The organism is Bradyrhizobium sp. MOS003 (assembly GCF_003020125.1).
Lineage (GTDB): Bacteria > Pseudomonadota > Alphaproteobacteria > Rhizobiales > Xanthobacteraceae > Bradyrhizobium.
This window is the reverse complement of record NZ_PYFW01000001.1, coordinates 105230-131514: the sequence shown is the minus strand read 5'-3', so window position 1 is coordinate 131514 and position 26285 is coordinate 105230. Positions and strand designations below refer to the sequence as shown.

The window sequence follows — 26285 nt, the reverse complement described above, 5'->3', positions numbered from 1 at the left end:
GCGATAACGCGCGCAAGCGTTACGCGTTGCCGGCCGCCCTGAACTGCGCGCCCGCACGTTGCAGGTTCTGCGGCAGGCTGGACAGCACCGCCTTGCGATCGGCGACGGCGGCGTGAAACTGATCCAGCGCGATGTTGAAGGCCGTAAGCGAGCCTTCCTCGATCGCACCGTGATCGTAGCAGCGCAACGTGTCGCGCAGGATATCGTCGGCCTCGGCCTGCATCTGGTCGAGCTCTTCGGTCGCCTCGCTCTTGCGTGCCGCCGCGATCATGTCGAGCAGCCTCTCGCGGAGATGGCTGTTGTTGTCGCGCTCGTCCTTCTTCAGATAGCCCGCGAACCAGGCGCCGATCGAGCCCATGGCGGAGAGCGCCATCAGGCTCCACCAGATGTAATCGCTGTATTTGTCGAGGAAGGTCTTTTCCTCGCCGTCGACGAAGGCGGCTGCGCCGGGATGCACCGGGATCACCGCGTCCTTGTCGGTGTCGGGCGTCTCGATCTTTGCCGCCAGCGGGAATTCCGTCACTAGCTGCTGGCGCACGGAGAAGAGCTGGCGCGTGAACGCTGCGATGGTGGTGTCGGACACGCCTTTGCGCGCCACGATGTGGTGCGAGAAGCTGATGGTCTTGACCTCGTCATCCGGGCGGGCGGGCGAGCCGCCATAGGTGCCGGCCGGAATCTCGGACGCTTCGTAGACCGGATGATTTTGCGCGATCGCATCCGCCGATTCGATCGCGAGGAAGCTGGGCGCGCCGAAATCCTTGGTGGAGGCGGCGATCGCATCCGCCGTGATCTTGCTGTTGACCGGGCCTGCTGCGAGATAGACGTCGGCCTTCTGGGCCTTGATCGCCTCGGCGGCCTCGTTGGCCGGGAATTGCACGATCTCGACCTTGGCGGGATCGACGCCGTATTGCTGGAGGATCACCTTGAGCAGATTGACGTTGGCCTGGGTGCGGCCGACGACGCCGACGCGATGGCCGGCGAGCTGCGAGATCTTGGTGATCTTCGGGCCCCGCTTCTTGCCTTTGCCCGGTACGGACCACAGCACCACGACGTTCTTGCGCAGGGTCGCGACCGCTTGCGCGTTCTTGGGCACGTCGATGTCGCCGCGCACGATCGCGAGATCGACCTTGCCTTCCGCAAGCGCCTCGGCGCTGGCCGTAGCGCCGTCGGTCTGGATTGGCCGCAGCCGGATCTGGCTCTTGTGCTGCGAAAAGGCTTGCGTCAGCGCCTGCACGACCTTGACGTCATCGCTGTTGGCGGGACCGACTGCGATCTTCAACGTCACGGGCCGCATGGCGAAATAATAACCGCCGGCCAGCGCGCCGATGATCGCGAGCACGAGCGCAAGAGTCACGAGTGCGGTCTTCCGCGCCGCGGATCGCGGCGAAGGCGGAGAGGGCGTTTCGGCCAGGTCCAATCCCCCGGTCATCGATCTCCCAAACAGGCGCTTCAGGCTCAGTTTCATCTTGGCCGGCGATTTACGCCCGCAATTGTAGCAAATTTCTTGTTCGGCGGGGTTACATCTCCGTCATGGTTAGCGGATGGCCGAAATCGCCGTATGAACCCGGGCATCAGCGGGGTGTTAGGGTAAAGTTCCCCTGAAGGACGGAGATGACTATGACAGAACGACTCTCGGCGGAGGCGCGCAGGCAGGCGCTGGGCGGACTACCTGGCTGGACCGAGGTTCAGGGCCGGGATGCCATCGGGAAAACCTTTATCTTCAAGGATTTCAACGAGGCGTTCGGGTTCATGACCCGAGCCGCGCTGGCCGCCGAGAAGATGGATCACCATCCCGAATGGCGCAACGTCTACAAGACGGTGGAGGTGGTGCTGTCGACCCACGATGCCGGCGGCGTCACCGCCCTCGACATCGCGCTGGCCCAGACGATGAACGCGATCGCAGGCTGAGATCGGCTGGCGTCTTGCAGGGATCGGCGACATCCCCATCTTGTGATCAGCCCGGGGCGCGGCGTTCTGCCGGCCGGGGCTGAACGGGGAGTTTGTCGAACATGGCTGCCGAACACAGCGTCGGTTTCGAGCCGGCCGATCGGCTCGCGGAAGATCGCGAGAGCGTGCGCCGCCGCTTCTGGCGCAAGCTGAAGCGTGTCGCCGCGCATCTGCCCTTCGCGGAAGACCTGCTTGCCGCCTACTACTGCGCGTTCGACCGGCAGACCCCGCGCCACGTCCAGGCCGCGCTGCTGGGTGCGATCGCCTATTTCATCCTGCCGTTCGACTTCGTCGCCGACGTGATGCCGGTCCTCGGCTTTGCGGACGATGCCGCCGTGCTCGCCACCGCCATTCGCATGGTCTCCGGCCACATCACGAACGAGCATCGCGAAGCCGCGCGTGCGGTGCTGAAGCGTGGCGTGGATGAGGGAGAGGCGCAGTAGGCGTTTTTTGGCGACAGCACGTCGCTACACTCACCGCTGTCATTCCCCGCGAAGGCGGGGAATCCAGTACGCTGCGGGCTCTCGACCCAATCAGTGATGTCACGGAATGCTGGATCGCCCGATCAAGCCGGGCGATGACAATTGTGTGTGGCGCAAGCGTGTGGACGGACGCTAGCGTCCGCTCACATCCTCACGGATGCAGGATCACCTTGCCCATGGCCTGGCGTCCCGCCAGCACCTTCAATGCGTCCGCGGTCTGCGCCAGCGGAAAGGTGCGATCGACATGCGATGAAATCTTGCCTTCCGCCGTCCACTTCACCAGCTTCTCGAGGTTGGCGCGATTCTTTTCCGGGTTGAGCCGGGTCCAGGCGCCCCAGAACACGCCGCGGATGTCGCAGCCCTTCAAGAGCGCGAGGTTCAGCGGCATCTTGGGAATGTCGCCGGCGGCAAAGCCGATCACGAGGAAGCGGCCTTCCCAGGCGATCGAGCGCAGCGCCTGCTCGGCATAGGCCCCACCGACCGGATCGAAGATGATGTCGACGCCCTTGCCGCCGGTGAGCTTGCGCAGACCTTCCTTGAGATCCTCCTTGCCGTAGTTCAGCGTCAGCTCGGCGCCATGCGCTTTGGCGAATTCGAGCTTCTCGTCCGACGAGGCGCAGGCGATTACCTTCAACCCCATCAGCTTGCCGAGCTCGCAGGCGGCAAGGCCGGTGCCGCCGGCAGCGCCGAGCACCGCGAGCGTCTCGCCCGGCTTCGGGCTGGCGCGATCTTCCAGCGCATGCAGCGCGGTGCCGTAGATGATGATGATGCCGGCCGCGCGGTCGTAGTCGAGATTGTCGGGGATCTTCACGATCGAGGCCGCCGGCAGCGCGATCTTCTCGCGCGCGCCGTTGTGGCCGCAGGAGGCGACAACGCGATCACCGACTTTCAGATCGGTCACGCCGGCGCCGATGCTCTCGATCACGCCCGCGACTTCGGCCGCTGGCGAGAACGGAAACGGCGGCTTGATCTGGTACTTGCCCTGAATCATCAGGATGTCGAAGAAGTTCAGCGCCGCCGCCTTGATCGCGATCACGGCTTCGCCGGGACCGGCCACCGGATCCGGCACATCGGCCAGCACGAGATCGTCGGGCTGGCAATATTGCGAGCAGAGGATGGCTTTCATGGCGGCACCTGAAGCGTTTCGAGTGGAGTTATCGTTGGGTCGGTTTTGCCGGATTTACGACGGCCGGACAATCCGGATTCTTTGTCTGAAGCCAAGCATCGGCTTATCCTCGTCGTTGCGAGCGAAGCAATCCAGGTCCGTCCTGCGGAAATAGTCTGGATTGCTTCGTCGCTTTGCTCCTCGCAATGACGAAATAAGAACAAGAAGGATTCAAACGATGTTTGAAACAGGTCTGCTCAAGGACAAGCGCATCCTCGTCACCGGCGGCGGCTCGGGTCTCGGCGCGTCGATGGGAACGCGCTTTCTCGCGCTTGGCGCCGAACTCGTGATCTGCGGTCGTCAACTCGATCGGCTCGAGGCCACGGCGAGCAACATGCGCGCGCAGACCGGCGGCAAGGTCACAACCATCGCCTGCGATATCCGCGACGGGGCTGCCGTTGAGAACATGATGGACGCGATCTGGCGCGAGGGGCCGCTCGATATCCTCGTCAACAACGCGGCTGCGACTTTCATTGCACAGAGCGAGCATCTGTCGTTCCGGGCGGCCGATGCGATCCTGGCGCCGACGTTGCACGGCGCGATGTATTGCACGCTCGCCGCCGGCAAGCGCTGGATCGAGGGCAATCACAACGGTGTCGTGCTCTCGATCCTCTCGACGTCGACCATCACCGGACGCGCCTTCACCGTTCCCTCCGCGATGGCGAAGTCGGCGGTGCTGGCGATGACCAAGAGCCTCGCGGTCGAGTGGGGCCCGAAGGGCATCCGCACCGTCGCGATCGCACCGGGTCCGTTCCCGACCGCGGGCGCATCCGGACAGTTGCGGCTGGAGGGGCGCGACGACACCCTGATGCGCAATCCGCTAGGCCGGACCGGAGAGCACGGCGAACTTGCCGATCTCGCCAGCTTCCTGATCTCGGATCGCGCTGGCTACATCAACGGCGAGATGGTCGTGATCGACGGTGGCGCGCATTTGCGCAGTTCCGGCGCCGAGGATTTGTTGCGTTGGACCGAGGCCCAATGGGCCGACCAGCGCGCCGCGCGAGCCAAGGGCTGATACCGCTAACTGCCTTCCCAAATTGGACTTTCCCGGTTATCTCTGCCGCGGGGACAAAGCGCGGCCGAGCCATCTTCCAGTCACAATATTGAGGGAACCACTCCAGCATGTGGCGGGTGCTGATTTTAGCTTTGATGACTGGCGTGGTCGCCGGGGGAATGGTCGATTCTGCCCGGGCGCAGACGGCGCAACCGTCGCCGAAAGCGGCGCCGAAGCCGGCCGCGCCGCCCGCCAATACGACGGCCAAGTCCACGGCAAAGCCGGAGAGCAAACCCATGGCCCCGCCTGCGGCGGTTGCAGGTGGCGCAGAGCCGACCCTGATCGGCCAGTTCGGCACCTGGGGTGCCTATTCCGCGACGCCCAACGGCAAGAAGGTCTGCTTCGCGCTGGCAAAACCCTCGTCGTCGAAGACCAATCCGCCGAACAGGCCGCGCGATCCCGCCTATGCCTTCGTCTCGACCCGTCCGGCCGAGAAGGTCAACAACGAAGTCTCGGTCATGATCGGCTACGCGCTGAAGCCGGGCTCGGAATCCTCGGTCGAGGTCGGCGGTGCCGCCTTCGCGATGTACACGCAGGGCGACGGCCTCTGGATCAAGAACGCGGCCGAGGAGGAGCGGATGGTCGAGGCCATGCGCAAATCCGCCGACCTCGTGGTCAAGGGCGTCTCTGCCAAGGGAACGGAGACGACCGACACGTTCTCGCTGAAGGGCCTCGCCCAGGCGCTGGACAAGATCGGCCAGGATTGCCGGCGATAAGGCATGTCATCGCTACGGTCGCAATCGGTGGCTCCGGTTGCTATATAGGGCCGGTTCCAGCTTTTCGCCGTCATGGCCGGGCTAAAGCGCGAAGCGCGCCTTCGCACCAGATGTCCCGGCCATCCACGCGTTTACCGCGACTGAGGAAAGACGTGGATGCCCGGGTCAAGCCCGGGCATGACGAGTTTAGACAGCAGTGATCCTAGGCCCCCAGATGCAACCGACGACCGAGCCGCACAACGCAATCCTCGTGGAGAAGACTCCGCTCGAAACCTATGTGCCGCCGGCAAAGCCGTCGCTGATCGGCCTGTCGCGCACGGAGCTTGCCGACCGTCTCGGCGAGATCGGTGTTCAGCCTTCGCAGCGCAAGATGCGGGTGCAGCAGCTCTGGCACTGGCTCTATTTCCGCGGCGCCCAAAGCTTCGACGACATGACCTCGATCTCGAAGGGCATTCGCGCCGAGCTCGCGCAGCACTTCACCGTGGATCGTCCGGAAGTCGTGGCCGAGCAGATCTCCAACGACGGCACCCGCAAATGGCTGCTGCGGCTGCCGAGCGGCGACAATGTCGAGCGCGCCCATGAAGTCGAGTGCGTCTACATCCCCGAAACCGATCGCGGCACGCTCTGCGTCTCCTCGCAGGTCGGCTGCACGCTGAATTGCTCCTTCTGCCACACCGGCACGCAGCGCCTGGTGCGCAACCTCACGGCCGGCGAGATCGTGGGACAGATCATGGTGGCGCGGGATCGCCTGAACGACTGGGCCGATCGCGAGGACGGCACGCGTCGCGTCACCAACGTCGTGATGATGGGCATGGGCGAGCCGCTCTACAATTTCGACGCGGTGCGCGATGCGCTGCTGATCGTCGGCGACAATGAAGGCATCGGCATCTCCCGCCGCCGCATCACGCTGTCGACCTCGGGCGTGGTGCCGAACATCGTGCGCGCCGGCGAGGAGATCGGCGTCATGCTCGCGATCTCGCTGCACGCGGTGCGCGACGAGCTGCGCAACGAGCTCGTGCCGCTCAACCGCAAATATCCGATCGAGGAGCTGCTGCAGGCCTGCCGCGACTACCCCGGCGCCTCCAACGCGCGCCGCATCACCTTCGAATATGTGATGCTCAAGGGCGTCAACGATTCGCTCGACGATGCAAAGCTACTGGTGAAGATGCTCAAGGGCATTCATGCCAAGATCAATCTGATCCCGTTCAATCCCTGGCCCGGCACCGCCTATGAATGCTCGGATTGGGACCAGATCGAAAAGTTCTCCGAGTACATCTTCAACGCCGGCTATTCCTCGCCGGTGCGTACCCCGCGTGGTCGCGACATCCTCGCTGCCTGCGGTCAGCTGAAGTCGGAGACCGAAAAGCTCAGCGCACGCGAACGGCAGGCGCTGCGCGCGATGGCGATGACGGATTGATCATGGCGACGCCCTCAACGTTCGTCATGGCCGGGCTTCACCCGGCCATCCACGAGCGGCGAGTCACGAAGGCGTGGATGCCCGGGTCAAGCCCGGGCACGACGGCAGAATGCGTGGCGACGTCGTTGATCGGCAACTTGCTTATGACATGTCCTTGATCGGCCGCCTCATCGTCATCTTCATCGGCTTCCTCGCCGCCTGCTTCGTCGGCGGCATGATCGTGGTCGTCGCGCTGCTGTTTCCGGAGTTCTCCGATCTCGGCGCCGGTCCGGTCGATCAGGGCACGATCGACATCCTGCTGGGCTTCGGCTTCATCTTCGTTTCGGGCTTTGCGCTGGTTCCGGCGGCGGTGATCGTCGCGATTACCGAAGCGCTCTACATCCGCAGCGCGCTCGCTTATGCCGTCGGCGGCGGCCTCGTCGGGCTCGCCTGCTATCTCGGCCTCGTTCCCTTTCACTCCGACACGTTTCAGTTCGAAGGTATCGTGCGGCGCCATCTGGAGATCATGACCGGTGCGGGCATCGTCGCCGGCGTGGTCTACTGGCTGATCGCCGGCCGCAATGCCGGCGCCTGGCGCATCCCGCCGCCCCCACGCAAGCCGCCTCCGCCGCTGCCTTCGAATTCAAGGCCGGACGCGCGATGAGCCGTGCCGCTTCCGGGGTTTCCATCCCCGTCCCACTCCGCTAAACCGCGCGCCATGAACCGTACCGGACTCTTCATCGCCCTTGCGCTGTGGCTCGTCATCGGCGTCGTTTTCGGCCTCTATCCCGAGCTCGATCTCAAGCTCGCGTCGCTGTTCTTCGACCCCGAGACGAAAACATTTCCGCTCAAGCTGAATGACTGGGCGGGCTTTGCGCGTGACGCTGCGATGTGGGTCGCCTGGGCCTTCGTGGCGCCGTCGCTAGTCGCACTCGTGGTCAAGATGATCCGGCCCGATCGTCCCTTGATGGTATCGGGACGCGCGATCGTGTTCCTGCTGGTCACGATCATCATGTCGGCCGGCATCCTCACCAACCTCACCTTCAAGACCTATTGGGGCCGGCCGCGCCCGGTGGTGGTCACGCAATTTGCCGGCGACCAGCAGTTCGTGCCGTGGTGGGATCCGCGCGGCGGTTGCGCGCGCAACTGCTCGTTCTTCTCGGGCGAGGGCGCGACCGCGTTCTGGACGCTGGCACCGGCCGCGCTGGCGCCGCCGGCATGGCGGCCGCTCGCCTACGCCGCCGCCGTGATCTTTGGCGCCGTCACGAGCGGACTGCGCATGGCCTTCGGCGGGCACTTCTTCACGGATGTTTCGATTGCCGGCCTCGTGACCTTCGTCGTGATCTGGTTTGCCTACGCGCTGATTTACCGTTGGCCGAGGACACGGTTTTCCGACGAGGCGGTCGATGCCGCCCTGACCCGGCTGAACATGCCGGCCTACCGGCTCCGCCAGCGCCTGTTCGGCCGCAAGACCGGTCCCGAACCCTCGGTTTGAGCCATTAAATGCGTGCCGAGCCCCGCGAAATTTGATATTCGCGCGGTCAACCCGTCCATGACATCAGCCCTTGAGATCCGATTGGAAGCGCCATGACCACGATCCTGAAAAGCCTGCCCAAGGGTGAGAAAGTCGGCATCGCTTTTTCGGGCGGCCTCGACACCTCCGCAGCGCTGCTCTGGATGAAGCAAAAGGGCGCGCGCTGCTACGCCTACACCGCCAATCTCGGCCAGCCCGACGAAGCCGACTACAACGAGATCCCGCGCAAAGCGATGGAGTTCGGCGCCGAGAAGGCCCGGCTGGTCGATTGCCGCACACAGCTCGTTCATGAAGGCATCGCCGCAATCCAGTCCGGCGCCTTCCATATCTCGACCGGCGGCATCACCTATTTCAACACCACCCCGCTTGGGCGCGCCGTCACCGGCACGATGCTGGTCGCGGCGATGAAGGAAGACGGCGTCAACATCTGGGGCGACGGCTCGACCTTCAAGGGCAACGACATCGAGCGCTTCTATCGTTACGGCCTGCTCACCAATCCCGGCCTCAAGATCTACAAGCCCTGGCTCGACCAGCAGTTCATCGACGAGCTCGGCGGCCGCGCCGAGATGTCGGCGTTCATGACCGCCCAGGGCTTCGCCTACAAGATGAGCGCCGAGAAGGCATACTCGACCGACAGCAATCTGCTCGGCGCCACGCACGAGGCCAAGGATCTCGAAAGCCTCGACAGCGGCATCAAGATCGTCAACCCGATCATGGGCGTGCCGTTCTGGCGCGACGATTGCAACGTCAAGGCTGAGACTGTCGTGGTGCGGTTCGAGGATGGCCAGCCAACGGCGCTGAACGGCCAGACCTTCTCCGATCCCGTCGCGCTGTTCCTCGAAGTCAATGCGATAGGTGGGCGCCATGGCCTCGGCATGAGCGACCAGATCGAGAACCGCATCATCGAGGCCAAGAGCCGCGGTATCTATGAAGCGCCGGGCATGGCGCTGCTGCACATCGCCTATGAGCGTCTCGTCACCGGCATCCACAACGAGGACACGATCGAGCAGTACCGCATCAGCGGCATGCGGCTCGGCCGCCTGCTGTACCAGGGCCGCTGGTTCGATTCGCAGGCTTTGATGCTGCGCGAGACCGCGCAGCGCTGGGTCGCGCGCGCCGTCACCGGCGAGGTCACGCTCGAGCTGCGCCGCGGCAACGATTATTCGATCCTCAACACCGAGAGCCCGAACCTCACCTACGCGCCGGAGCGGCTCAGCATGGAGAAGGTCGAGGATGCCGCGTTCTCGCCGGCCGACCGCATCGGCCAGCTCACCATGCGCAATCTCGACATCGCCGACACCCGCACCAAGCTCAAGCTCTACAGCGACACCGGCCTGCTCTCGGGCAGCGAAGGCTCGCAGATCTTCCGGCTCGAGAGCGACAAGGGTTGATGCGACACACTTAATGACGGTGTCATGCTCGATCGCTACGGTTTCGCTCCTGTCGTGAACGAAATCGCGGAGCATCGAACATGGTCAAGGGATCGGCCGTCGCCTCTCTCATCGTCCTGCTTTGGACAACGTCACTGCCGGCACAGACGATCTATCCGATCGATCGTGCCGAGATCCTGGCCGGAGCCCAATTCGATTTCAAGGTCGAATTCACCGGGCTGGTCGATCCCGCCAAGCTGAAAGTGACGGTGAACGGCGCGGATTATGCAACCGCGTTCGGCCGTTCGGCGGCCTTCATCGAGCGCGAGGGCGACAAGGAGCAGTCGGCGCTTATCCTGCGCGACGTCACGCTGACCACGCCGGGCAGCATTGCCGTGGAGGTGAGCCACGGCACACGCCAGCGCAGCGTCACATGGACGGTCTACGACACCGGTCCGCGCAAGGCGAAGAACGTCATCCTGTTCATCGGTGACGGCATGTCGCCGGCGCATCGGGTCGCGGCCCGAATCCTGTCCAAGGGCATTGCGGAGGGCAAGAGCCGCGGCAAGCTCGCCATCGATGACATGCCGCATATGGCCCTGGTGGCAACCGCAGGTTCGGACTCCATCATCACGGACTCCGCGAACTCGGCCAGCGCCTATGCGACCGGGCACAAGAGCGCCGTCAACGCGCTGGGCGTCTATGCCGATCGCACGCTGAGCCCGTTCGACGATCCCCGGGTCGAGACCATCACGAGTCTTGCCAGGAGGCGGCTCGGCATGGCGATCGGCATCGTCACCAACACCGAGATCGAGGACGCAACGCCGGCCGCGATGATCGCGCATACGCGCCGGCGCGGCGCTTATGACGAGATCGTCGAGCAGTTCTTCGCTGGCAAGCCTGACGTGCTGATGGGCGGCGGCAGCGCGAATTTCCTGCCGAAGTCTGCCGCCGGCTCCAAGCGCAAGGACGAGACCGACTACATCGCCAAGTTTCGTGACGCGGGCTACCAGGTGGCGACCACCGCGGGCGAGCTCAGAGCTTCTGCCGCAAAGCCGGAGACGGCCAAGCTGCTCGGCCTGTTCGCCACCGGAAACATGGACGGCGCGCTTGATCGCAAATTCCTGAGAGGCGGCGGCGTGAAGAAGTTTCCCGAGCAGCCTGACCTGACCGAGCAAGTCCAGGCCGCGCTCAAGCTCCTGTCGCGGAACGAGGCCGGCTTCTTCCTGATGGTCGAATCCGGAATGATCGATAAATACGCGCATTTGCTCGACATGGAGCGCGCCGTCTTCGACACCATCATGCTCGACAACGCGGTGCGCCAGACGCGTGAATGGGCCAAGGCGCGAGGTGACGACACGCTGATCCTGGTGCTGGCGGACCACAATCATCCCAACAGCCTCGTCGGCACGATGAATGACGACGTGGGTACGACGCCCAACGTGCCACTGCGCGAGCGCGTCGGTGTTTACGAGCAGGCCGGATTTCCCAACTATCCGGCACCCGATGCGGACGGCTATCCGTCACGCGTCGACGTCAGCCGCAGGCTCGCGATCTTCTCGGCCAGCCTGCCGGATCATTACGAGACGTTCCGCCCAAAACTCGACAATCCCAACGAGCCGACCGTGAAGGCCGGCGATGACGGCACCTTCAAGGCCAACGACAAATACAAGGACGTTCCTGGCGCGGTGCTGCGTCCCGGCAATCTGTCTGCGATGATCGGCGCCAGCGTGCATTCGGGCGAGGACGTCATCCTCACGGCGACGGGGCCGGGCAGCGATGGCGTGCGCGGCTCGATGGACAATACCGAGGTCTTTCGCCTCATGGTCGATGCGCTCGGGCTTGCGGCTCGGTAGTAGCGGCGTTGCTGTCCAAACAAAAATGGCCGGGATTGCTCCCGGCCATTTGCATTCATGTTCGCCTCAGCGTGGCGGCGCGGTGCCGGGCGGGGGCGGCGGCAGCGAGGCCTGGCCGCCGTTGAGCAGCTGCGTGATGTTGCGGATGGTCACGCGACGGTTGATCGCGCTCGGCCCTTGCGTCTGCTCCTTCAGATACTGCTCGCCATAGCCTTGCGACGTCAGGTTCTCCGCCGGCACGCCGAACTGCTGGGTCAGCAATTCGGCCGCGGACTGCGCACGGCGGTCCGACAGCGACAGATTGTCGACTTCGTTGCCGACCGCGTCGGTATGTCCCTCGATCAGGAACACCTCGCGCGGATTGCGCTGGATCGCCTGGTTGAGGCCGTCGGCGATCACCTGCAGCCGGCTCGCCTGGTCCGGCGGGATGGTCCACGATCCGGTCTCGAAGATGATCGTGTTGACGTCGATGCTCGGCATCTGCATGCGAACATTGGGGCTGTAGCGGATCTCGTCGAGCGAGTAACGCCGATCGATCCGCTGCACGGGCGGCGCCACCATGGTCTGGTAGATGACGTCAGGCGACGCTTCCTGGGCGTCAACGATGTAGCGATCGTAGGGGATGTTCACGACCGGCGGAGGCACGTCGACATAGAAGCCGCCGACCGCCCGCGGATCGCGGAAGGTGTTGTCGATGATGATGAGCTCGCGTCCGCGGGGATCCCTGCGGATACGTCGCATCAGCCGGCCGTCGGAACCGACGACGGTGATGATCTCGCTTCCATCGGGACGAACGACGACCGTGCGGGTTTCGCCGCCGACGGTGTCGGTGCGGATGTCGCGAGCGCCATACCGGAAGCGATAGAGGTCGTTGCCGCGAACATAGGCCTGTCCGCCCGGATCGCGGATGATGATGCGGTCCGGCTCGGTGTAGACGGTCCGCCCGCCTTCGATGGTCTCGCGTCGCTGGTTGTGGAGATCGGCGATGGTCGCGCCGACGACGGCGCCAGCCACCACGCCTGCGCCAATCGCGAGCGGCGTCAGGTCACGCTGTGGCGGACGCGGCGCCGGCGGCAACGGCGCTGCGACCGTCGGCGCGGCCCGGAAGGCCGGTGCAATCGTCGGCGGAGCATTCCGCACCCTGTCGGGCGGAGGCGTTGCGGCCGCCGAGCCCGATACGCTGCTCGGCGCCGCGACGCCGGCTGGAGGCGCCGGCGGCCGTGGCGGAGCACCAGCTTGCGGTGACACAGGCGGAGCTCCGGCAGCGGGCGCGCCCGCAGGAGGCGTTCCACCCTGTTGACCGGGAGTTGGCGTCGCGGTCGGCGCTGGCGCCGCGCCGGGGGGCGGCGTCGCCGCACCCGGACGTCCGGGTGGTGGCGTCGGAGTGCCACCGGGAGCGGGCGTTGCCGTCGGAGCGGGCGCGGCAGCGGGTGATCCTGCCGGAGGAGGCGCGCCGGGACGTCCGGGCGGCGGCGTACCGGGACGGCCAGCCGGCGGTGCGGCTGGCGTGCTGCCTGGCGCAGGCGTTGCAGTCGGCGCAGGGGATGCCGTCGGGGCAGGAGGCGCTGCCGGCGCGGTTAAGCCGGGGCGGGCCGCAGGGCCTGAAGTGGGAGCAGGCGGCGTCGCGGTTGGCGCTGGCGCCGGTCGCGCCGAGGGAGCCGCTGCCGGAGGTGGCGGGGGCGGCGGTGTCGGGCGAGCTGAAGGCGGCGGCGTGGGAGGCGTGTGCTGCTGCGGCGCCGCTACGGGTGGCGGCGTCGGAGCCGGGCGAGCCGCAGGCGGCGGAGGTGTCGGGGCGTGCTGCTGCGGCGCCGCGGCCGGAGGCGGCGACGGCTGCTTCGGTGCGGCAGGCGGCGGAGGTGGCGGCGGCGGAGCGGGACGGGCCGCAGGTGGCGGCGGGGGCGGTGGCGGCGCAGCTGGGCGCGGCGGTGCAGCGGCCGGCGGCGGCGCAGCGGGCGGATGGGGCGGTGCAGCCGCGGGTGGCGGAGCGGCCGGGCGCGCAGGCGCAGCAGGCGGCGCAGCCGCGGGCGGTCCCTTCGGCGGCTGCTTCGGTTTTCCGTCAGGGCCCGCGTCTTGAGGCTGCGCCTGTGCGACCACGAGCGGCGGCGCAGTTTGCGCTTGCGATGCGGAGCTTGCGAATTGCATCGCGGTCAGAGCCGTCGTCGCAAGCAGCACGAAACGAAGATTGGTCATGGTGGTGAACTTCCCCGGAAGGTTCTTTGACGAAGTGTTGGGATGAACGGCTACGCGTTAGGCCGGATTGTGGCGGGCGGAGCGGTCGCCGCTTGATTTATTTCTGCACGGGAATCACGTCACTTAGGCAATGTTCATTGCGCATTCAGACGCTGGTTGCAATTGCCCCACACGCGATCGGTCGCTTCACGTGCGCTCCCGCGGCGGATTTGCATCCGTCGCAGGGTTCGGCGTCAGCGGGCCATTGGGCCCGCGTGATGGAATCTCTTCCGGCGTGCGGCCGGGCAATTCGTCGGGCTGCGGCGATTCGCCGGGCTCGCGCACCGGCGGCGCTATTTCTGGCTGCGGACTGCCGGGCGGAATTCCCGGCGGCGGCTCGGTTGGCGTGCCCGGAGTCGAAGGCGGAATCTCGGGCGGCTCGATCGGCATCACAGCGAGACCTTGCGGTTCTCGCCAAGGTCGGGCCGCGTGTTCGTCACCGCTGCCGCAGCCATCTTCACATAGGAGATCACCGTGCCCGGCGAATCCCAGAATTCGGCATCATCCGGCGTGATCTTGAGCACGCGGATGTTGGGGTCTTCAGCGCTGTCCCACCACGCCTTCGCCGGCGTCGAGAACAACTCCTTGATTTTTGCGCGGTCATTGGAGACGACAGCGGTACCAGTCAGCGAAACATATTTCTGATTGCTGGCATCGGCGAACGAGAGGTTGATGGAGGGATCGCGTGCGATCTCCTCGTCCTTGTGACGCCGCGCGTCGGTCAGGAAGAAGATCGTGTTGGCGTCGCGATCGAGATGGGCGCTCATCGGCCGGGCGCGCAGCTTGTCGCCGTCGCGCGTCACCAGCATCGCGAAGCCGATCTTTTTCATCAGATCCCAGGCCCGGTCTACGTCTTGGGCATTGTCGTTGGCCATATCGTGCTCCTTCTGCAAGGAACGATAACGACCTGCATGGAACGATGTTCCTGCCCGAATTCCGGCCTTATTCCGGCGCGTGGCACACAGCCTCGATGTTGTGGCCATCGGGATCGAGCACGAAAGCGCCGTAATAATTCGCGTGGTAATGCGGACGGATGCCGGGCGGACCGTTGTCCCGGCCGCCGGCCGCAATCGCCGCCTTGTAGAACGCGTCGACGGTGGCGCGGTCTTTGGCCGCGATCGCAACATGCACCGGCTTGTTCATGGCGCCTTCGCCGCCGATCCAGAAATCCGGCTTGCCGTCGGCACCGAAGCCCGCGGCGGCCGCGTGGCCGGTCTGCTCCGCCGTGACTTCCATGATGAGGCCATAGCCGAGCGGTGCCAGAGCCTCGGTGTAGAAGGCCTTCGCGCGTTCGTAGTCGGAGACGGAAAAACCCAAATGGTCGATCATCGTTAGCCTCCGTTGTTCGGTCCCGTCAGCGCGACAGGAACGTATTGCTCCGTGTCTTGCGCGCGATCGCGAATCCACGTGCGACCATGTCGGCAATACAATCTTGCTGCCATTCGTTTTGTGACAGATGCTCGATGACGACCGCGCGCGGCCATAGCGCGGGCGGCGCGTCGCGGAAGAAGCCGATCAGCACGCGGTCCTCGAAACCCTCGACGTCGATCTTCAGCGAATCGACATGGCGGACGCCGGCCTCGTCGAGAATGCGTGTCAGCCGCAGCGACGGCACCTTGATGGCCTCGGCGCTCGCGGTGCCGGTGACGACGTGAGTGGCGCCAAGATTGCCGCCGCCGCTCTCGATCATCAGCTCGCCGTCGCTGTCGCCGGCCGCGGCCTGCACCAGCCGCACCTGCGTCGTCTTCGACGCGGCGTGATTGAACGAAAGCCGTCCAAACGTCAGAGGATGCGGCTCGATCGCGACCACCTTGCCTGTTGTGCCGACCTGCCGCGCCATCACCAGCGCGAACGTGCCGACATTGGCGCCGACATCGACGAACACGCCGCCCGCCGGGGTGTACCGGCGCAAAAATTCGAGCTCGTCGACATTGTAGTCGGGATTGAACAACGCGCCGCGTTCGGTCGCGCTTCCCTGGTGATAGAATCGGAACGATGCGCCCTGATATTGCACGTCGAGCGGGCCTGCGCCCAGCAGGTTGACCAGCCGCGACATCCAGGGCCGGAACGCGCCGCGCTTCAGCCCCGACTGCTGTGCGAGGCGAATGATCGCAGCCTGTGCCGCATTGGGCGCAAACGCGCCGAACGGCGCGGACGAAGGGGCATTGTCGGTCGTCAAGCAGGCGATCCTCGTTGCAAGCGGCGCATGCATAGCCGGTTTTGCCGAGGACTCCAACGCTATGGGAGAAGAATGTAGCCCGGATGGAAATCCGGGCTACGGACTTCACGCCGCCTTCTTCGGTGCCTTCCGCTGCCGCAGAAATCGCCCGAGCAGCCTGCGCTTGCCCTTGCGCGGGATCAGCTCGATGTCGCTGACGAGCTTGGCGCCACCCTTGCGGCGCTCCAGCACGATCTTGCGGCTGTGGAAGGCCTCGAGCTCGACGCGATGCGCGACGCTGACGATGGTCGCCTTCGGCAGTTCGTCGGTGACCATCTTCATCATCTTGTCCTGGCTCTTCTCGTCGAGCGCCGAGGTCGCCTCGTCGAGCACGACGATGTCGGGGTTGTGCAGCAGCAGCCGCGCGAAGGCGAGGCGCTGCTTCTCGCCGCCTGACAGCGTCTGGTCCCAAGGCCCCTCTTCCTCGATCTTCTCCTTGAGATGATCGAGCCCGACCTTGTTCAGGGCCTCGCCGATTTCCTCGACGGTCCAGTCGTCTTCGGCTCCGGGGTAGGCGACGGCGCGGCGCAAGGACCCGGACGGCACGTAAGGCCGCTGCGGCAGCATGAACAGGCGGCGGTCGGCATGGAAATTGACGCTGCCGCCGCCCCAAGGCCAAAGGCCGGCGATGGCACGCACCAGCGTGCTCTTGCCGGTGCCGGATTCACCGGCGACCAGCAGACGTTCGCCGGGCTCAATCACCACTTCGGTCTCGCCGACCACGGCGGTGCCGTCATCTAGCGTCACCGAAAGGTCCTTCATCTCCAGCATGGCGTCATTGCTGGTCTCTCCGCGCTTGATGCGGCCGAGGCCGTCGCCCTGCTCGGCGCGCTCGAGGCCGTCGAGCGACATCATCAGCGAGGCAATCCGGCGGGCGCAGGCATTCCAGTCGGCAAGCCGCGGATAATTATCGACCAGCCAGCCGAACGCGCTCTGCACGATGGTGAAGGCGGAGGCGGCCTGCATCACCTGTCCCAGTGTCATCGAACCATCGAGGAATTTCGGCGCGCAGAGCAGTAGCGGCACCACCGGCGCAACCAGGCTCGATCCCTGCGATACCAGCGTGGTGCGCATGTGCTGGCCGGCAAGCCGCGCCCATTGCCGCAACACGTTGGTAAAATTGCGGTCGATGCCGTCGCGCTCTTCCTCCTCGCCGCCGAGCAGCGCGATGCTCTCGCCGTTCTCGCGCACGCGGGTCAGCGTATAGCGGAAATCGGCCTCGGCCTGGTTCTTGTCCTCGGACACCTGGACGAATTGACGGCCGATCACCAGGATCGAGCCGGACGCGATTGCAGCATAAAGCATCGCGGCGATCACGAGGAAGCCGGGAATGGTGAGCGTCGAGCCGCCGAGCGTGACGGTGAGCGCACCGCCGATGGTCCAGAGCACGACGATGAAGGTCGCAGCCGACAGCATCGCGGATGTCACGCCGGCGAGGAAATCGACCGGCGAATCGGTCGCGATGCGCAGATCCTCGGCGATCCGGTATTCGGGGTTCTTGTGGTCGCCGCCGACCAGGTTCAGCTGGTAGTAGCGACCGTTCTTCAGCCAGCGCGTGAGCACGCTGTTGGTCAACCAGGCGCGCCAGCGCCGCTGAATGCCCATCCGTGCGAACACCTGCGCCACGCCGAGCACGATGCTGCCGATCGCGAGCGGAAAGAATACTGCCGTGAGATGGAAAACGGTGCTGGCATCGCGCTTCTCGATCGCATCGAAGATCGCGCGATTCCAGACATTGATGCCGTACTGGAAGGCGACGGTCAGGATGATCAGCAAACCGAGGCCGAGCGAGAAGGGCCAGGCCAGGCGGTCACCGTTGCTTCCCCAGAAGCCGCGCGCGCTGATCCAGAATCGCGTCAGCAGGTAATCCTTGCGGGCCTGCTCGGCTTCTTCGGGTGAGAGCTTGGGATCAGGCTCGACCAATTCGGGCGGCGGGGGACTGACTTCGTCGCCGCTCTCGCCCTTGATCTTGACGATGGGCGGCTTCTTGCCCTGCTCACGCTTACCAGCCAGCTTGTCCATACGCGGACAACGCGATGGAACCCGACGGGTTCCGTCGGGTTCCCGAGGCCGGGCGGCGTTTATATGACGTGCTCGTCCCGCATGGCGCGCGCCGCCTTCTCCCCGATGATGACGCAGGGCGCCATCGTGTTGCCGGTTGTGATCCGCGGCATCACGGAGCCGTCGGCGATGCGAAGCCGGTCGACCCCATAGACCCTCAGCTTGCTGTCGACCACGGACATCGCGTCACGTCCCATCTTCGCCGAGCATGTCTGGTGCCAATAGGTCACCGCGGAGTCGCGCACGAAGCGTTCCATCCCGGTGGCGTCGAGGGGACCGGGCATCGACTCGCACGTCACCAATGGCGCGAAGGCGCGGGTATTGCCGAGCGCACGACAGAGGTCGACGCAAGCGATCGCCGTTTTCACATCTTCAGGATGCGACAACATGTTGGCTTCGATGCACGGAGCTGCAAGCGGCCCGGCGTTTCGGAGCCTGACCCGGCCCCGGCTCTTCGGCAAAGCGAGGCCAGCGAACATCGTCCAGCCGTGAGCGGGGGCCCGGCTTGCGGTCTCGGGGCTCGGCACCGGAAATTCGACCTGGCAGAACAGCAGGTCCGGAGATGTGAGCGCGGAATCAGATTTCCAGTACAGCGTGGCTGCATTGCCGGTGTTGCGCGGCGCGATCGGCTCGCGGTACTCCCAAATGCATCCGAACGAGACATGATCCTGCAGATTCTGACCGACACCGGGCAGGTGCTGGACCACTTGTATGTCGAGCGCTCTAAGCTCGTTCTCGTCGCCGATACCGGAGCGCATCAGCACGGACGGCGTCTGGATCGCGCCGAGCGCGAGCACAACTTCCCGTGCCGCGCTGATACGCACGGTCCGGCCGTCGCGGACCGCCTCGACGCCGACGGCCCTTCCGCGCTCGATCAGGATGCGGGAGACCTGCGTGCCTGTCAGCAGGGTGAGATTGGGGCGATCGAGAAAGGGATAGGTGAAGGCGCGGAAGATGGAGTTGCGCCTGCCGTTGCGGACGAGGATGTCGGTGATGGCGCAGCCGCCATCGCCTTCCATCATCTCACCGTTGGGACTTCCGTAAGTCGGAATGCCGATTTCCTTGGCCGCGCCCAGCATCGCCAATGCGGCCGGTCCGGGATCGGGGGACGGCTGCACGAAGACCGGGCCGCCTGTGCCGCGATGACGCGGATCGGGTGTGCCCTGCCAGTTCTCGATCTCCCGGAAAATCTTCGAGACCGCGTTGTAACCCCAGGACTCATCGCCGCTTTGCTCGGCGAAGAAATCCCAGTCGCTGCGGTGGCCGCGCGCCCACAGCATCACGTTGATGCTCGACCCGCCGCCGAGAACCTTGCCCATCGACATCGGAAGCGCGCGGCCGTTCAGATGCGGATTGGGCTCCGCTACAAAACTCCAATCGGTGGCGCTGCCGAGGTTGCCCGGCCATGCCGCCGGCTCCATCACGGTCGGCACATCGTCGCTGCCGCCGGCTTCGATAAGCAAGACGGCGACAGAGGGATTCTCGGCAAGACGCCGTGCGACGACCGAGCCTGAGCTGCCGGCGCCGCAGACGATGAAATCGTAGCTGCCAAGAGGATTTTCGCTGAGCAGGCGCTGATTGACAGCAACGCGATGGGCAAATTCCGGAAGATCGGAAGGCAGGACGTCGTTCATGGGATTACTCCAGGCAAGTGGACGCTGCCGGAACGGGACGTTCCGGGCGGAGGAGGGTGAGAAGTGGAGGAGGGCCGCCGTCGGCGGTGCGGCTCCGGCTGATAGAGCGGGCGTCAAGGCTTGCGCCGTTCCTGCAGCTGGGATCCCGCGGGCTGCTTGACCGACGCGCGCCTCTGCTCGTGCGAGGACTGCTCTCCGGTTGCGCGGGGAGGATCTGGGTTTGGGCCGTCAAGCCATGGTTTCCTCCTTCGGACGGGATGGGCCTTGGCCCTGCGCATCTGCCAGGCAGTGCGCAGCCAACCTATCAGATTTATCAAATCTATCACTATCATCAAATTTATCAAAATAGGAGAGGTCTCCCCTTGTCAACGGGGGCGGGAGCACGACATTGTGAGGTCGGGGACGGGCCAGGCCGCGAACGGCCGGGGCAAAGATGGGCGCTATGGACAAGGACATTCTGACGACGGCGGAGGCTGCCAAGATTTTGGGAGTCTCGGTCCGCACGGCGCAGCTCCTGATCGAAGGCGGCTCGATCCCCTCCTGGAAAACTCCAGGCGGCCATCGGCGGGTCTACCGCCGCGACGTTCTCGCGCAGATCACCGGGCCCGCTCAGACGGCGATGGCTGCTTCCGCGCGGGTGATCGTCATTGCGCGCCCGGAACGCATGGCCGATTACGAAGCCTCTCTTGCGAAGGTCAAATATTGCGTCGTCGAGCGCTACACCGACGTTTATGCGGCGCTGCTCGCGATCGGCTCCCGGCTGCCGGCGGCGGTCGTCATCGAAGCCGAACCATCGGACGCCGCCAGGTTGGCCGTGCTGGAGAGCTTGCGCTCCGATCCGGCGCTCGGAGGCACCCAGTTCCTGGTTGTCGGCCGCTCGGCGGCAGACGTCGGGATGACGCGGTTCATCGATGGATTGCCCGCGCTACCCGAGGCAGTCGAGAACGCGATCCGGGGTGCCGTCGAGCCTCCTGCTCCGTTCGAGACGCCGCCATCTTTTCCGTTTCCGGCCAACGAGGGCCAGCGGCTTCTTGCACTCGAACGCTCCGGACTCGTCGACACGCCGCCGGAGGATGCCTTCGATCGTCTGACGTGGTTGGCAGCGCGCAGCCTCGATGCTCCCGTCGCACTTTTGACGCTGCTCACCCCGACCCGGCAATGGTTCAAGTCGCGCTACGGGCTGGATATGGCCGATACGCCGCGCGGCTGGGCGTTCTGCAATTACACAATTCTACAGAGGGATATCATGGTCGCGGAGAACCTCGCGACCGACGAGCGCTTCGTGGAGAATCCGGCCGTGTCGGGAGAGCTGGGATTTCGGTTCTACGCCGGCTGCCCGGTGGTCGATCCCGACGGCTTCACGCTCGGTTCGCTCTGCGTGATCGACACGAGGCCCCGCGCGCTCGACGACACCCAGAGGCAGATCCTCGCCAGTCTCGCTGCGCTTGCTTCGGACGAGATCAAGCTGCGCGTCACCGACCGCCAATTGCGCCGGGCGGTCGAGCACGGGACTTCAAGGGGAAGCGCGGCCGCGGCGCCAGCCCGGTCCGACAACAAGCGCGACGCCGAGCATCGGCAGGGCGTCGCGACACGCAAGGAAGGTGTCACCCAGGGTTAAGTGGGTGTCACGCAACGCTGATCAGATCTGGCGTTCGACCATCTTGAGCTTGAGCTCGGCGATGGCCTCGGCCGGGTTCAGTCCCTTCGGGCACGCCTTGGCGCAGTTCATGATGGTGTGGCAGCGGTAGAGGCGGAACGGATCTTCGAGATTGTCCAGCCGCTCGCCGGTTGCCTCGTCGCGCGAATCGGACACCCAGCGGTTGGCTTGGAGCAGCGCGGCGGGGCCGAGATAGCGGTCGCTGTTCCACCAATAGCTCGGGCACGAGGTCGAGCAGCAGGCGCACAGGATGCACTCGTAGAGGCCGTCGAGCTTCTCGCGGTCCTCGTGGCTCTGCTTCCATTCCTTCTGCGGCGTCGGCGACGTCGTCTTCAGCCACGGCTCGACCGAGGCATATTGCGCGTAGAAATTGGTGAGGTCGGGGACGAGGTCCTTCACCACCGGCTGGTGCGGCAGCGGATTGATCTTCACCGCGCCGTCCTTCACGTCGTGCATCGAGCGGGTGCAGGCCAGCGTGTTCTGGCCGTCGATGTTCATGGCGCAGGAGCCGCAGACGCCTTCGCGGCAGGAGCGGCGGAAGGTCAGCGACGGGTCGATGTGGTTCTTGATCCAGATCAGGCCGTCCAGCACCATCGGACCGCAATCATTGGTGTCGACGTAATAGGTGTCGACGCTCGGATTCTTGCCGTCGTCCGGATTCCAGCGATAGACGCGAAACTCGCGGGTCTCGGTCGCGCCCGCGGGCTTCGGCCAGGTCTTGCCGCCAGTGATCTTGGAGTTCTTCGGAAGTGCGAATTCAACCATTAGTCCTGCCTCTGGTTTCTTTCGTCATGCGCGGGCTTGACCCGCGCATCCATCTTTAGGGGATGGATTGCCGGGTCAAGCCCGGCAATGACGAGCAGTAATCAGTAAACGCGCGCCTTGGGCGGGATGTACTGCACGTCGTTGGTCATGGTGTAGTCGTGAACCGGGCGATACTCGATCCTGACCTTGCCGGAGTCCTCCAGCCAGGCCAGCGTGTGCTTCATCCAGTTCTTGTCGTCGCGCTCGGAGAAGTCCTCACGCGCATGCGCGCCGCGGCTTTCGGTGCGGTTGGCGGCCGAGTTCATCGTCACCACCGCCTGCGAGATCAGATTGTCGAATTCGAGGGTCTCGACGAGGTCCGAATTCCACACCAGCGAGCGGTCGGACACCGCGATGTCGGTGATGCCGCTGTGAACCTTCTCGATCAGGTTCTGGCCTTCGCTGAGGACTTCGCCGGTGCGGAACACCGCGCAATTGGTCTGCATCACGTTCTGCATGCCTTCGCGCAGCTTCGCAGTCGGCGTGCCGCCGGAGGCGTAGCGGTAATGGTCGAGGCGACCCAGCGCGAGATCCGACGAGTTCGCCGGCAGCTCGGGCTGCTTGGCGTTCGGCGTCAGCTTCTCGGCGAGACGGAGTGCCGCGGCGCGGCCGAACACGACGAGATCGATCAGCGAGTTAGAGCCGAGGCGGTTGGCGCCGTGCACGGAGACGCAGGCGGCTTCGCCGATCGCCATCAGGCCGGGGATGATGGCGTTGTCGTCGCCGTCCTTCTTGGTCAGCACCTCGCCATGATAGTTGGTCGGGATGCCGCCCATGTTGTAGTGCACGGTCGGCACGATCGGGATCGGCTCGCGCGTCACGTCGACATTGGCGAAGATCTTTGCGGATTCGGAGATGCCCGGCAGCCGCTCGGCGAGCACCGCGGGATCGAGATGGTCGAGATGAAGGAAGATGTGATCCTTCTTCTTGCCGACGCCGCGTCCCTCGCGGATCTCGATGGTCATCGCGCGCGAGACGACGTCGCGGGAAGCGAGGTCCTTGGCCGACGGCGCATAGCGCTCCATGAAGCGCTCGCCTTCGGAGTTGACGAGATAGCCGCCTTCGCCGCGCGCGCCCTCGGTGACGAGACAGCCCGAGCCGTAGATGCCGGTCGGGTGGAATTGCACGAACTCCATGTCTTGCATTGGCAGGCCGGCGCGCAGCACCATGCCGCCGCCGTCGCCGGTGCAGGTATGGGCCGAGGTGCAGGACGCATAGGCGCGGCCGTAGCCGCCGGTCGCCAGGATCACGGTCTGGGCGCGGAAGCGGTGCAGCGTGCCGTCGTCGAGCTTGAGCGCGATGACGCCGCGGCAGGTGCCCTGGTCGTCCATGATCAAATCGATGGCGAAGAATTCGATGAAAAACTCGGCGGCGTGGCGCAGCGACTGGCCGTACATCGTGTGCAGCATGGCGTGACCGGTGCGGTCGGCGGCGGCGCAGGTGCGCTGCGCCTGGCCCTTGCCGAAGTCCATGGTCATGCCACCGAACGGGCGCTGGTAGATCTTGCCGTCCTCGGTGCGCGAGAACGGCACGCCCCAATGCTCGAGCTCGTAGACCGCGTCGGGCGCGTTGCGCACCATGTATTCGATCGCGTCCTGGTCGCCGAGCCAGTCCGACCCCTTCACGGTGTCGTACATGTGCCAGCGCCAGTCGTCCTTGTGCATGTTGCCGAGCGAGGCGGAGATGCCGCCCTGCGCCGCGACCGTGTGCGAGCGGGTCGGAAACACCTTGGTGATACAGGCTGTCTTCAGGCCCGCTTCGCTGCAGCCGACCACGGCGCGCAGTCCCGCGCCGCCGGCACCGACAACGACGACGTCATAGGTGTGGTCTTCGATCGGATAGGCTTTTCCGTTCGTGGCGGGAGCGCCGTTGGCCTTGCCATTGGTGGCGGACGATGTTCCGGTTGCCATGGGTTACACTCCGGAGGAAAGTTTCAGGATCGCGTAGGTCGAGGCGAGCGCCACGGCGACCGAGAAGAAATTGTTGAGCATGACCGAGACGAGCTTCAGCTTCTCGTTATGGACGTAGTCCTCGATCACCACCTGCATGCCGATCTTCATGTGCCAGGCGCTGGCGAAGATGAAGAGGAGCAGGATTACCGCGACGGGAATGGAGCTCAGCGTCTGTGCAGCGTAGACCTGGTTGCGGCCGAGCAGCATCACGATGATCACCAACGCCGGAATCATCAGCAGCGTCATGGCGACGGCGGTGATGCGCTGGCGCCAGAAATCGGACGTGCCGGAATGCGCGGCGCCGAGATTGCGGACGCGACCGAGCGGGGTGCGCAGGCTGCGCTTCGGCGTATCGGATGTGCTCATCGGCCACCTCCGTTCGCATAGGCGACGATCCAGATCAGCACCGTCAGCGCGATGCCGCCGATCAGGGCGCCCCAGGTCAGCGCTTCCCGCTCGTTGGCCTTGAAGCCGTAGCCGAGGTCCCAGATGAAATGCCGGATGCCGCTGAGCATATGGTGCATCAGCGCCCAGGTGTAGCCGAACACGATCAGGCGTCCGATGATGCTGCCGGCGAAGGCCTGAACGTGCGCGTAAGCAGCAGGGCCGGACGCCGCGGCAACCAGCCACCAGACCAGCAGCAGGGTTCCGAAATAGAGAGCGATGCCGGTGGCGCGATGGATGATGGACAGCGCCATCGTCAACGTCCAGCGGTACACTTGCATGTGCGGCGAAAGTGGTCGTTCGATCCGTGCGGTCATGGGCTTTGATGTTTTATGGCGGCCCTGCAGGGGCGCGCGGGGATCGGAAAGGTCGGCTCTATTTACGGAGTCGATTTGGCCTGCGCAATCTCCAAATTGACATAAATCGAACGGCGGTTCAGCTCTAGGGCCTTGATGAAGCAAGGCCAATCAGTGGCTTGGTATACCAGAGCGTCGGTCCGCCAGCCAAACTACGAATTCAAATTCACTCTTTTATGAGCTGTGCGAGGCGCATTGAAATCGCTATTGGAACGCCTCTAACCGTCGTCCGGGCCTGTCGCTGCCGCCCATTGCTCTATGTCGCCGCGGCCGCCCCTGGGGTGGACGCGATCCGGTCTCCCCTGCGCCAACTCTGTCCGCTGCGGTTGCGGATATGCGCGGCCCGCATCCCACCCCAGCCAGAACGTTGCGAGCGTCGACCGGGCCCATCAGATCGCCTACAGCTGCGGGCGCAGCCGTCTTCGAACCCGCGTCTCGGAGGAGTTGCGACCAGTCGCCGGGGCAGGTCAGGGGTGATTGCAGGGCTTGATATCAAGGACATCGTCGAGCTCGCGCTGTTGCTGATCGCAACCGGCGCGCTTTCGGGATTCCTGGCCGGCGTGTTCGGCATTGGCGGCGGCGCCATTCTCGTGCCGGTGTTCTACGAATGCTTTCGCATCGCCGGCGTGCCGCTGGAGGTGCGCATGCCGCTTTGCATCGGCACGTCGCTCGCGGTGATCATCCCGACGTCGATCCGTTCGTTCCAGGCGCATTACAAGCGCGGCGCCGTAGATTTGTCGATCCTGCGCGCGTGGTGGTTGCCGATCGTGTTCGGCGTAATCGCCGGCAGCGTGGTCGCGCGCTACGCGCCCGAGCGGCTGTTCAAGATCGTGTTCGTTGCCGTCGCCTATTCGGCGGCGGCGCGGCTCATCTTCGCGCGCGAAGGCTGGAAGTTCGGCGACGACCTGCCGAAGGGCCCGCTGATGCGCGCCTACGGCTTTTGCGTCGGCATCCTGTCGACGCTGATGGGCATCGGCGGCGGCCTGTTCTCGAATCTGCTGATGACGTTCTACGGCCGTCCGATCCATCAGGCGGTGGCAACCTCGTCGGCGCTCGCGGTGTTGATCTCGATCCCAGGCGCGCTTGGCTACATCTATGCCGGCTGGCCGGCGGCGGCGAACTATCCGGCCGTCGCAGCGCTGCAAGTGCCGTTCGCGCTCGGCTACGTCTCGTTGATCGGCGCGGTGCTGGTGATGCCGATGAGCCTCGTCACCGCGCCGTTGGGCGTGAGAGCCGCGCATGCGATGTCGAAGCGGACGCTGGAGGTGGCGTTCGGCTGTTATCTGTTCATTGTCGGCAGCAGGTTTGTGCTGAGTTTGGTGGGTGGGCTGTAGCCGCCGCGTCCGCCGTCATTGCGAGCAGCGAAACAATCCAGACTGCCTCCGCGGAAAGATTCTGGATTGCTTCGTC

Annotated in this window: 24 protein-coding genes; 11 read left to right on the top strand and 13 right to left on the bottom strand. The window is 65.0% G+C overall.

From position 1 onward, the window contains the following. Positions 1-19: 19 nt before the first annotated feature. Positions 20-1465 carry a TAXI family TRAP transporter solute-binding subunit gene (locus C7G42_RS00650; RefSeq protein WP_106947195.1) on the bottom strand — a complete coding sequence of 482 codons (1446 nt, stop codon included), beginning with the start codon at positions 1463-1465 and terminating at the stop codon, positions 20-22. A 152-nt stretch (positions 1466-1617) separates the two neighbouring features. Between C7G42_RS00650 and C7G42_RS00645 the strand changes: the two genes are divergently transcribed. After that, entirely contained in the window at positions 1618-1908 is a 291-nt protein-coding gene (locus tag C7G42_RS00645; RefSeq protein ID WP_106947194.1) for a 4a-hydroxytetrahydrobiopterin dehydratase, read from the top strand. A 101-nt stretch (positions 1909-2009) separates the two neighbouring features. Next, positions 2010-2390, top strand: coding sequence for a YkvA family protein (locus C7G42_RS00640; protein WP_106947193.1), 381 nt, complete (start codon positions 2010-2012; stop codon positions 2388-2390). Positions 2391-2580: 190 nt separating this feature from the next. On the opposite strand, the gene C7G42_RS00635 is transcribed toward C7G42_RS00640, so the two are convergent. Continuing rightward, positions 2581-3555: an NADPH:quinone oxidoreductase family protein gene (locus C7G42_RS00635; protein WP_106947192.1), complete on the bottom strand. Its 975-nt coding sequence runs from the start codon at positions 3553-3555 to the stop codon at positions 2581-2583. A gap of 217 nt (positions 3556-3772) precedes the next feature. On the opposite strand from C7G42_RS00635, the gene C7G42_RS00630 reads away from it, so the two are divergent. The 7 genes from C7G42_RS00630 to C7G42_RS00600 all read left to right on the top strand — a co-directional run bounded on the left by C7G42_RS00630 (position 3773) and on the right by C7G42_RS00600 (position 11520). Further along, entirely contained in the window at positions 3773-4609 is an 837-nt protein-coding gene (locus C7G42_RS00630; RefSeq protein ID WP_106947191.1) for an SDR family oxidoreductase, read from the top strand. A gap of 107 nt (positions 4610-4716) precedes the next feature. Then, positions 4717-5364, top strand: a complete 648-nt coding sequence (locus C7G42_RS00625) for an invasion associated locus B family protein (protein WP_106947190.1) — start codon at positions 4717-4719, stop codon at positions 5362-5364. Positions 5365-5578: 214 nt separating this feature from the next. Beyond that, positions 5579-6781 carry a dual-specificity RNA methyltransferase RlmN gene (gene rlmN, locus C7G42_RS00620; protein ID WP_106947189.1) on the top strand — a complete coding sequence of 401 codons (1203 nt, stop codon included), beginning with the start codon at positions 5579-5581 and terminating at the stop codon, positions 6779-6781. A 148-nt stretch (positions 6782-6929) separates the two neighbouring features. Further along, positions 6930-7424, top strand: coding sequence for a hypothetical protein (locus C7G42_RS00615; protein ID WP_106948797.1), 495 nt, complete (start codon positions 6930-6932; stop codon positions 7422-7424). Positions 7425-7478: 54 nt separating this feature from the next. After that, positions 7479-8255 carry a phosphatase PAP2 family protein gene (locus C7G42_RS00610; RefSeq protein ID WP_140481852.1) on the top strand — a complete coding sequence of 259 codons (777 nt, stop codon included), beginning with the start codon at positions 7479-7481 and terminating at the stop codon, positions 8253-8255. 92 nt (positions 8256-8347) lie between these two features. Further along, the gene (gene argG / locus C7G42_RS00605) at positions 8348-9685 is read left to right on the top strand and encodes an argininosuccinate synthase (protein ID WP_106947187.1); all 1338 of its coding nucleotides are present in this window, start codon (positions 8348-8350) and stop codon (positions 9683-9685) included. An 80-nt stretch (positions 9686-9765) separates the two neighbouring features. Then, entirely contained in the window at positions 9766-11520 is a 1755-nt protein-coding gene (locus C7G42_RS00600; RefSeq protein ID WP_106947186.1) for an alkaline phosphatase, read from the top strand. Between the two features lie 66 nt (positions 11521-11586). Here C7G42_RS00600 and C7G42_RS00595 read toward each other — a convergent pair whose 3' ends face one another. From C7G42_RS00595 to C7G42_RS00565, 7 genes are all read right to left on the bottom strand, one after another. Beyond that, positions 11587-13710 (bottom strand): OmpA family protein, encoded by a 2124-nt coding sequence (locus C7G42_RS00595; protein WP_106947185.1) that lies wholly within the window; start codon positions 13708-13710, stop codon positions 11587-11589. Between the two features lie 186 nt (positions 13711-13896). After that, positions 13897-14139 carry a hypothetical protein gene (locus C7G42_RS35645; protein ID WP_106947184.1) on the bottom strand — a complete coding sequence of 81 codons (243 nt, stop codon included), beginning with the start codon at positions 14137-14139 and terminating at the stop codon, positions 13897-13899. Beyond that, the gene (locus C7G42_RS00585) at positions 14139-14624 is read right to left on the bottom strand and encodes a pyridoxamine 5'-phosphate oxidase family protein (protein ID WP_106947183.1); all 486 of its coding nucleotides are present in this window, start codon (positions 14622-14624) and stop codon (positions 14139-14141) included. The genes C7G42_RS35645 and C7G42_RS00585 overlap by 1 nt, the downstream gene beginning before the upstream one ends. A 67-nt stretch (positions 14625-14691) precedes the next feature. After that, a complete protein-coding gene (locus C7G42_RS00580; RefSeq protein ID WP_106947182.1) occupies positions 14692-15078 on the bottom strand; it encodes a VOC family protein in 387 nt (128 codons plus the stop codon). A 25-nt stretch (positions 15079-15103) separates the two neighbouring features. After that, positions 15104-15928 carry an FkbM family methyltransferase gene (locus C7G42_RS00575; protein WP_199580583.1) on the bottom strand — a complete coding sequence of 275 codons (825 nt, stop codon included), beginning with the start codon at positions 15926-15928 and terminating at the stop codon, positions 15104-15106. Positions 15929-16033: 105 nt separating this feature from the next. Further along, positions 16034-17989, bottom strand: coding sequence for an ABC transporter ATP-binding protein/permease (locus C7G42_RS00570; RefSeq protein WP_106947180.1), 1956 nt, complete (start codon positions 17987-17989; stop codon positions 16034-16036). Positions 17990-18048: 59 nt separating this feature from the next. Next, positions 18049-19662: a GMC family oxidoreductase gene (locus C7G42_RS00565; RefSeq protein WP_106947179.1), complete on the bottom strand. Its 1614-nt coding sequence runs from the start codon at positions 19660-19662 to the stop codon at positions 18049-18051. A gap of 442 nt (positions 19663-20104) precedes the next feature. Here C7G42_RS00565 and C7G42_RS00560 point away from each other — a divergent pair, with 442 nt between their 5' ends. Next, a complete protein-coding gene (locus C7G42_RS00560) occupies positions 20105-21280 on the top strand; it encodes a GAF domain-containing protein (protein ID WP_199580582.1) in 1176 nt (391 codons plus the stop codon). Between the two features lie 21 nt (positions 21281-21301). Here C7G42_RS00560 and C7G42_RS00555 read toward each other — a convergent pair whose 3' ends face one another. From C7G42_RS00555 to sdhC, 4 genes are all read right to left on the bottom strand, one after another. Further along, complete coding sequence (locus C7G42_RS00555; protein WP_106947177.1) at positions 21302-22084, bottom strand: succinate dehydrogenase iron-sulfur subunit; 783 nt, start codon at positions 22082-22084, stop codon at positions 21302-21304. Positions 22085-22185: 101 nt separating this feature from the next. Beyond that, positions 22186-24033 carry a succinate dehydrogenase flavoprotein subunit gene (gene sdhA, locus C7G42_RS00550; RefSeq protein ID WP_106947176.1) on the bottom strand — a complete coding sequence of 616 codons (1848 nt, stop codon included), beginning with the start codon at positions 24031-24033 and terminating at the stop codon, positions 22186-22188. 3 nt (positions 24034-24036) lie between these two features. Continuing rightward, positions 24037-24441, bottom strand: a complete 405-nt coding sequence (gene sdhD, locus C7G42_RS00545; RefSeq protein WP_106947175.1) for a succinate dehydrogenase, hydrophobic membrane anchor protein — start codon at positions 24439-24441, stop codon at positions 24037-24039. Further along, entirely contained in the window at positions 24438-24836 is a 399-nt protein-coding gene (sdhC, locus tag C7G42_RS00540; RefSeq protein ID WP_094890231.1) for a succinate dehydrogenase, cytochrome b556 subunit, read from the bottom strand. Before sdhC ends, sdhD begins: the two co-directional genes overlap by 4 nt. A gap of 512 nt (positions 24837-25348) precedes the next feature. On the opposite strand from sdhC, the gene C7G42_RS00535 reads away from it, so the two are divergent. Further along, positions 25349-26209 (top strand): sulfite exporter TauE/SafE family protein, encoded by an 861-nt coding sequence (locus C7G42_RS00535; RefSeq protein WP_106947174.1) that lies wholly within the window; start codon positions 25349-25351, stop codon positions 26207-26209. The last annotated feature ends 76 nt before the right edge of the window (positions 26210-26285 follow it).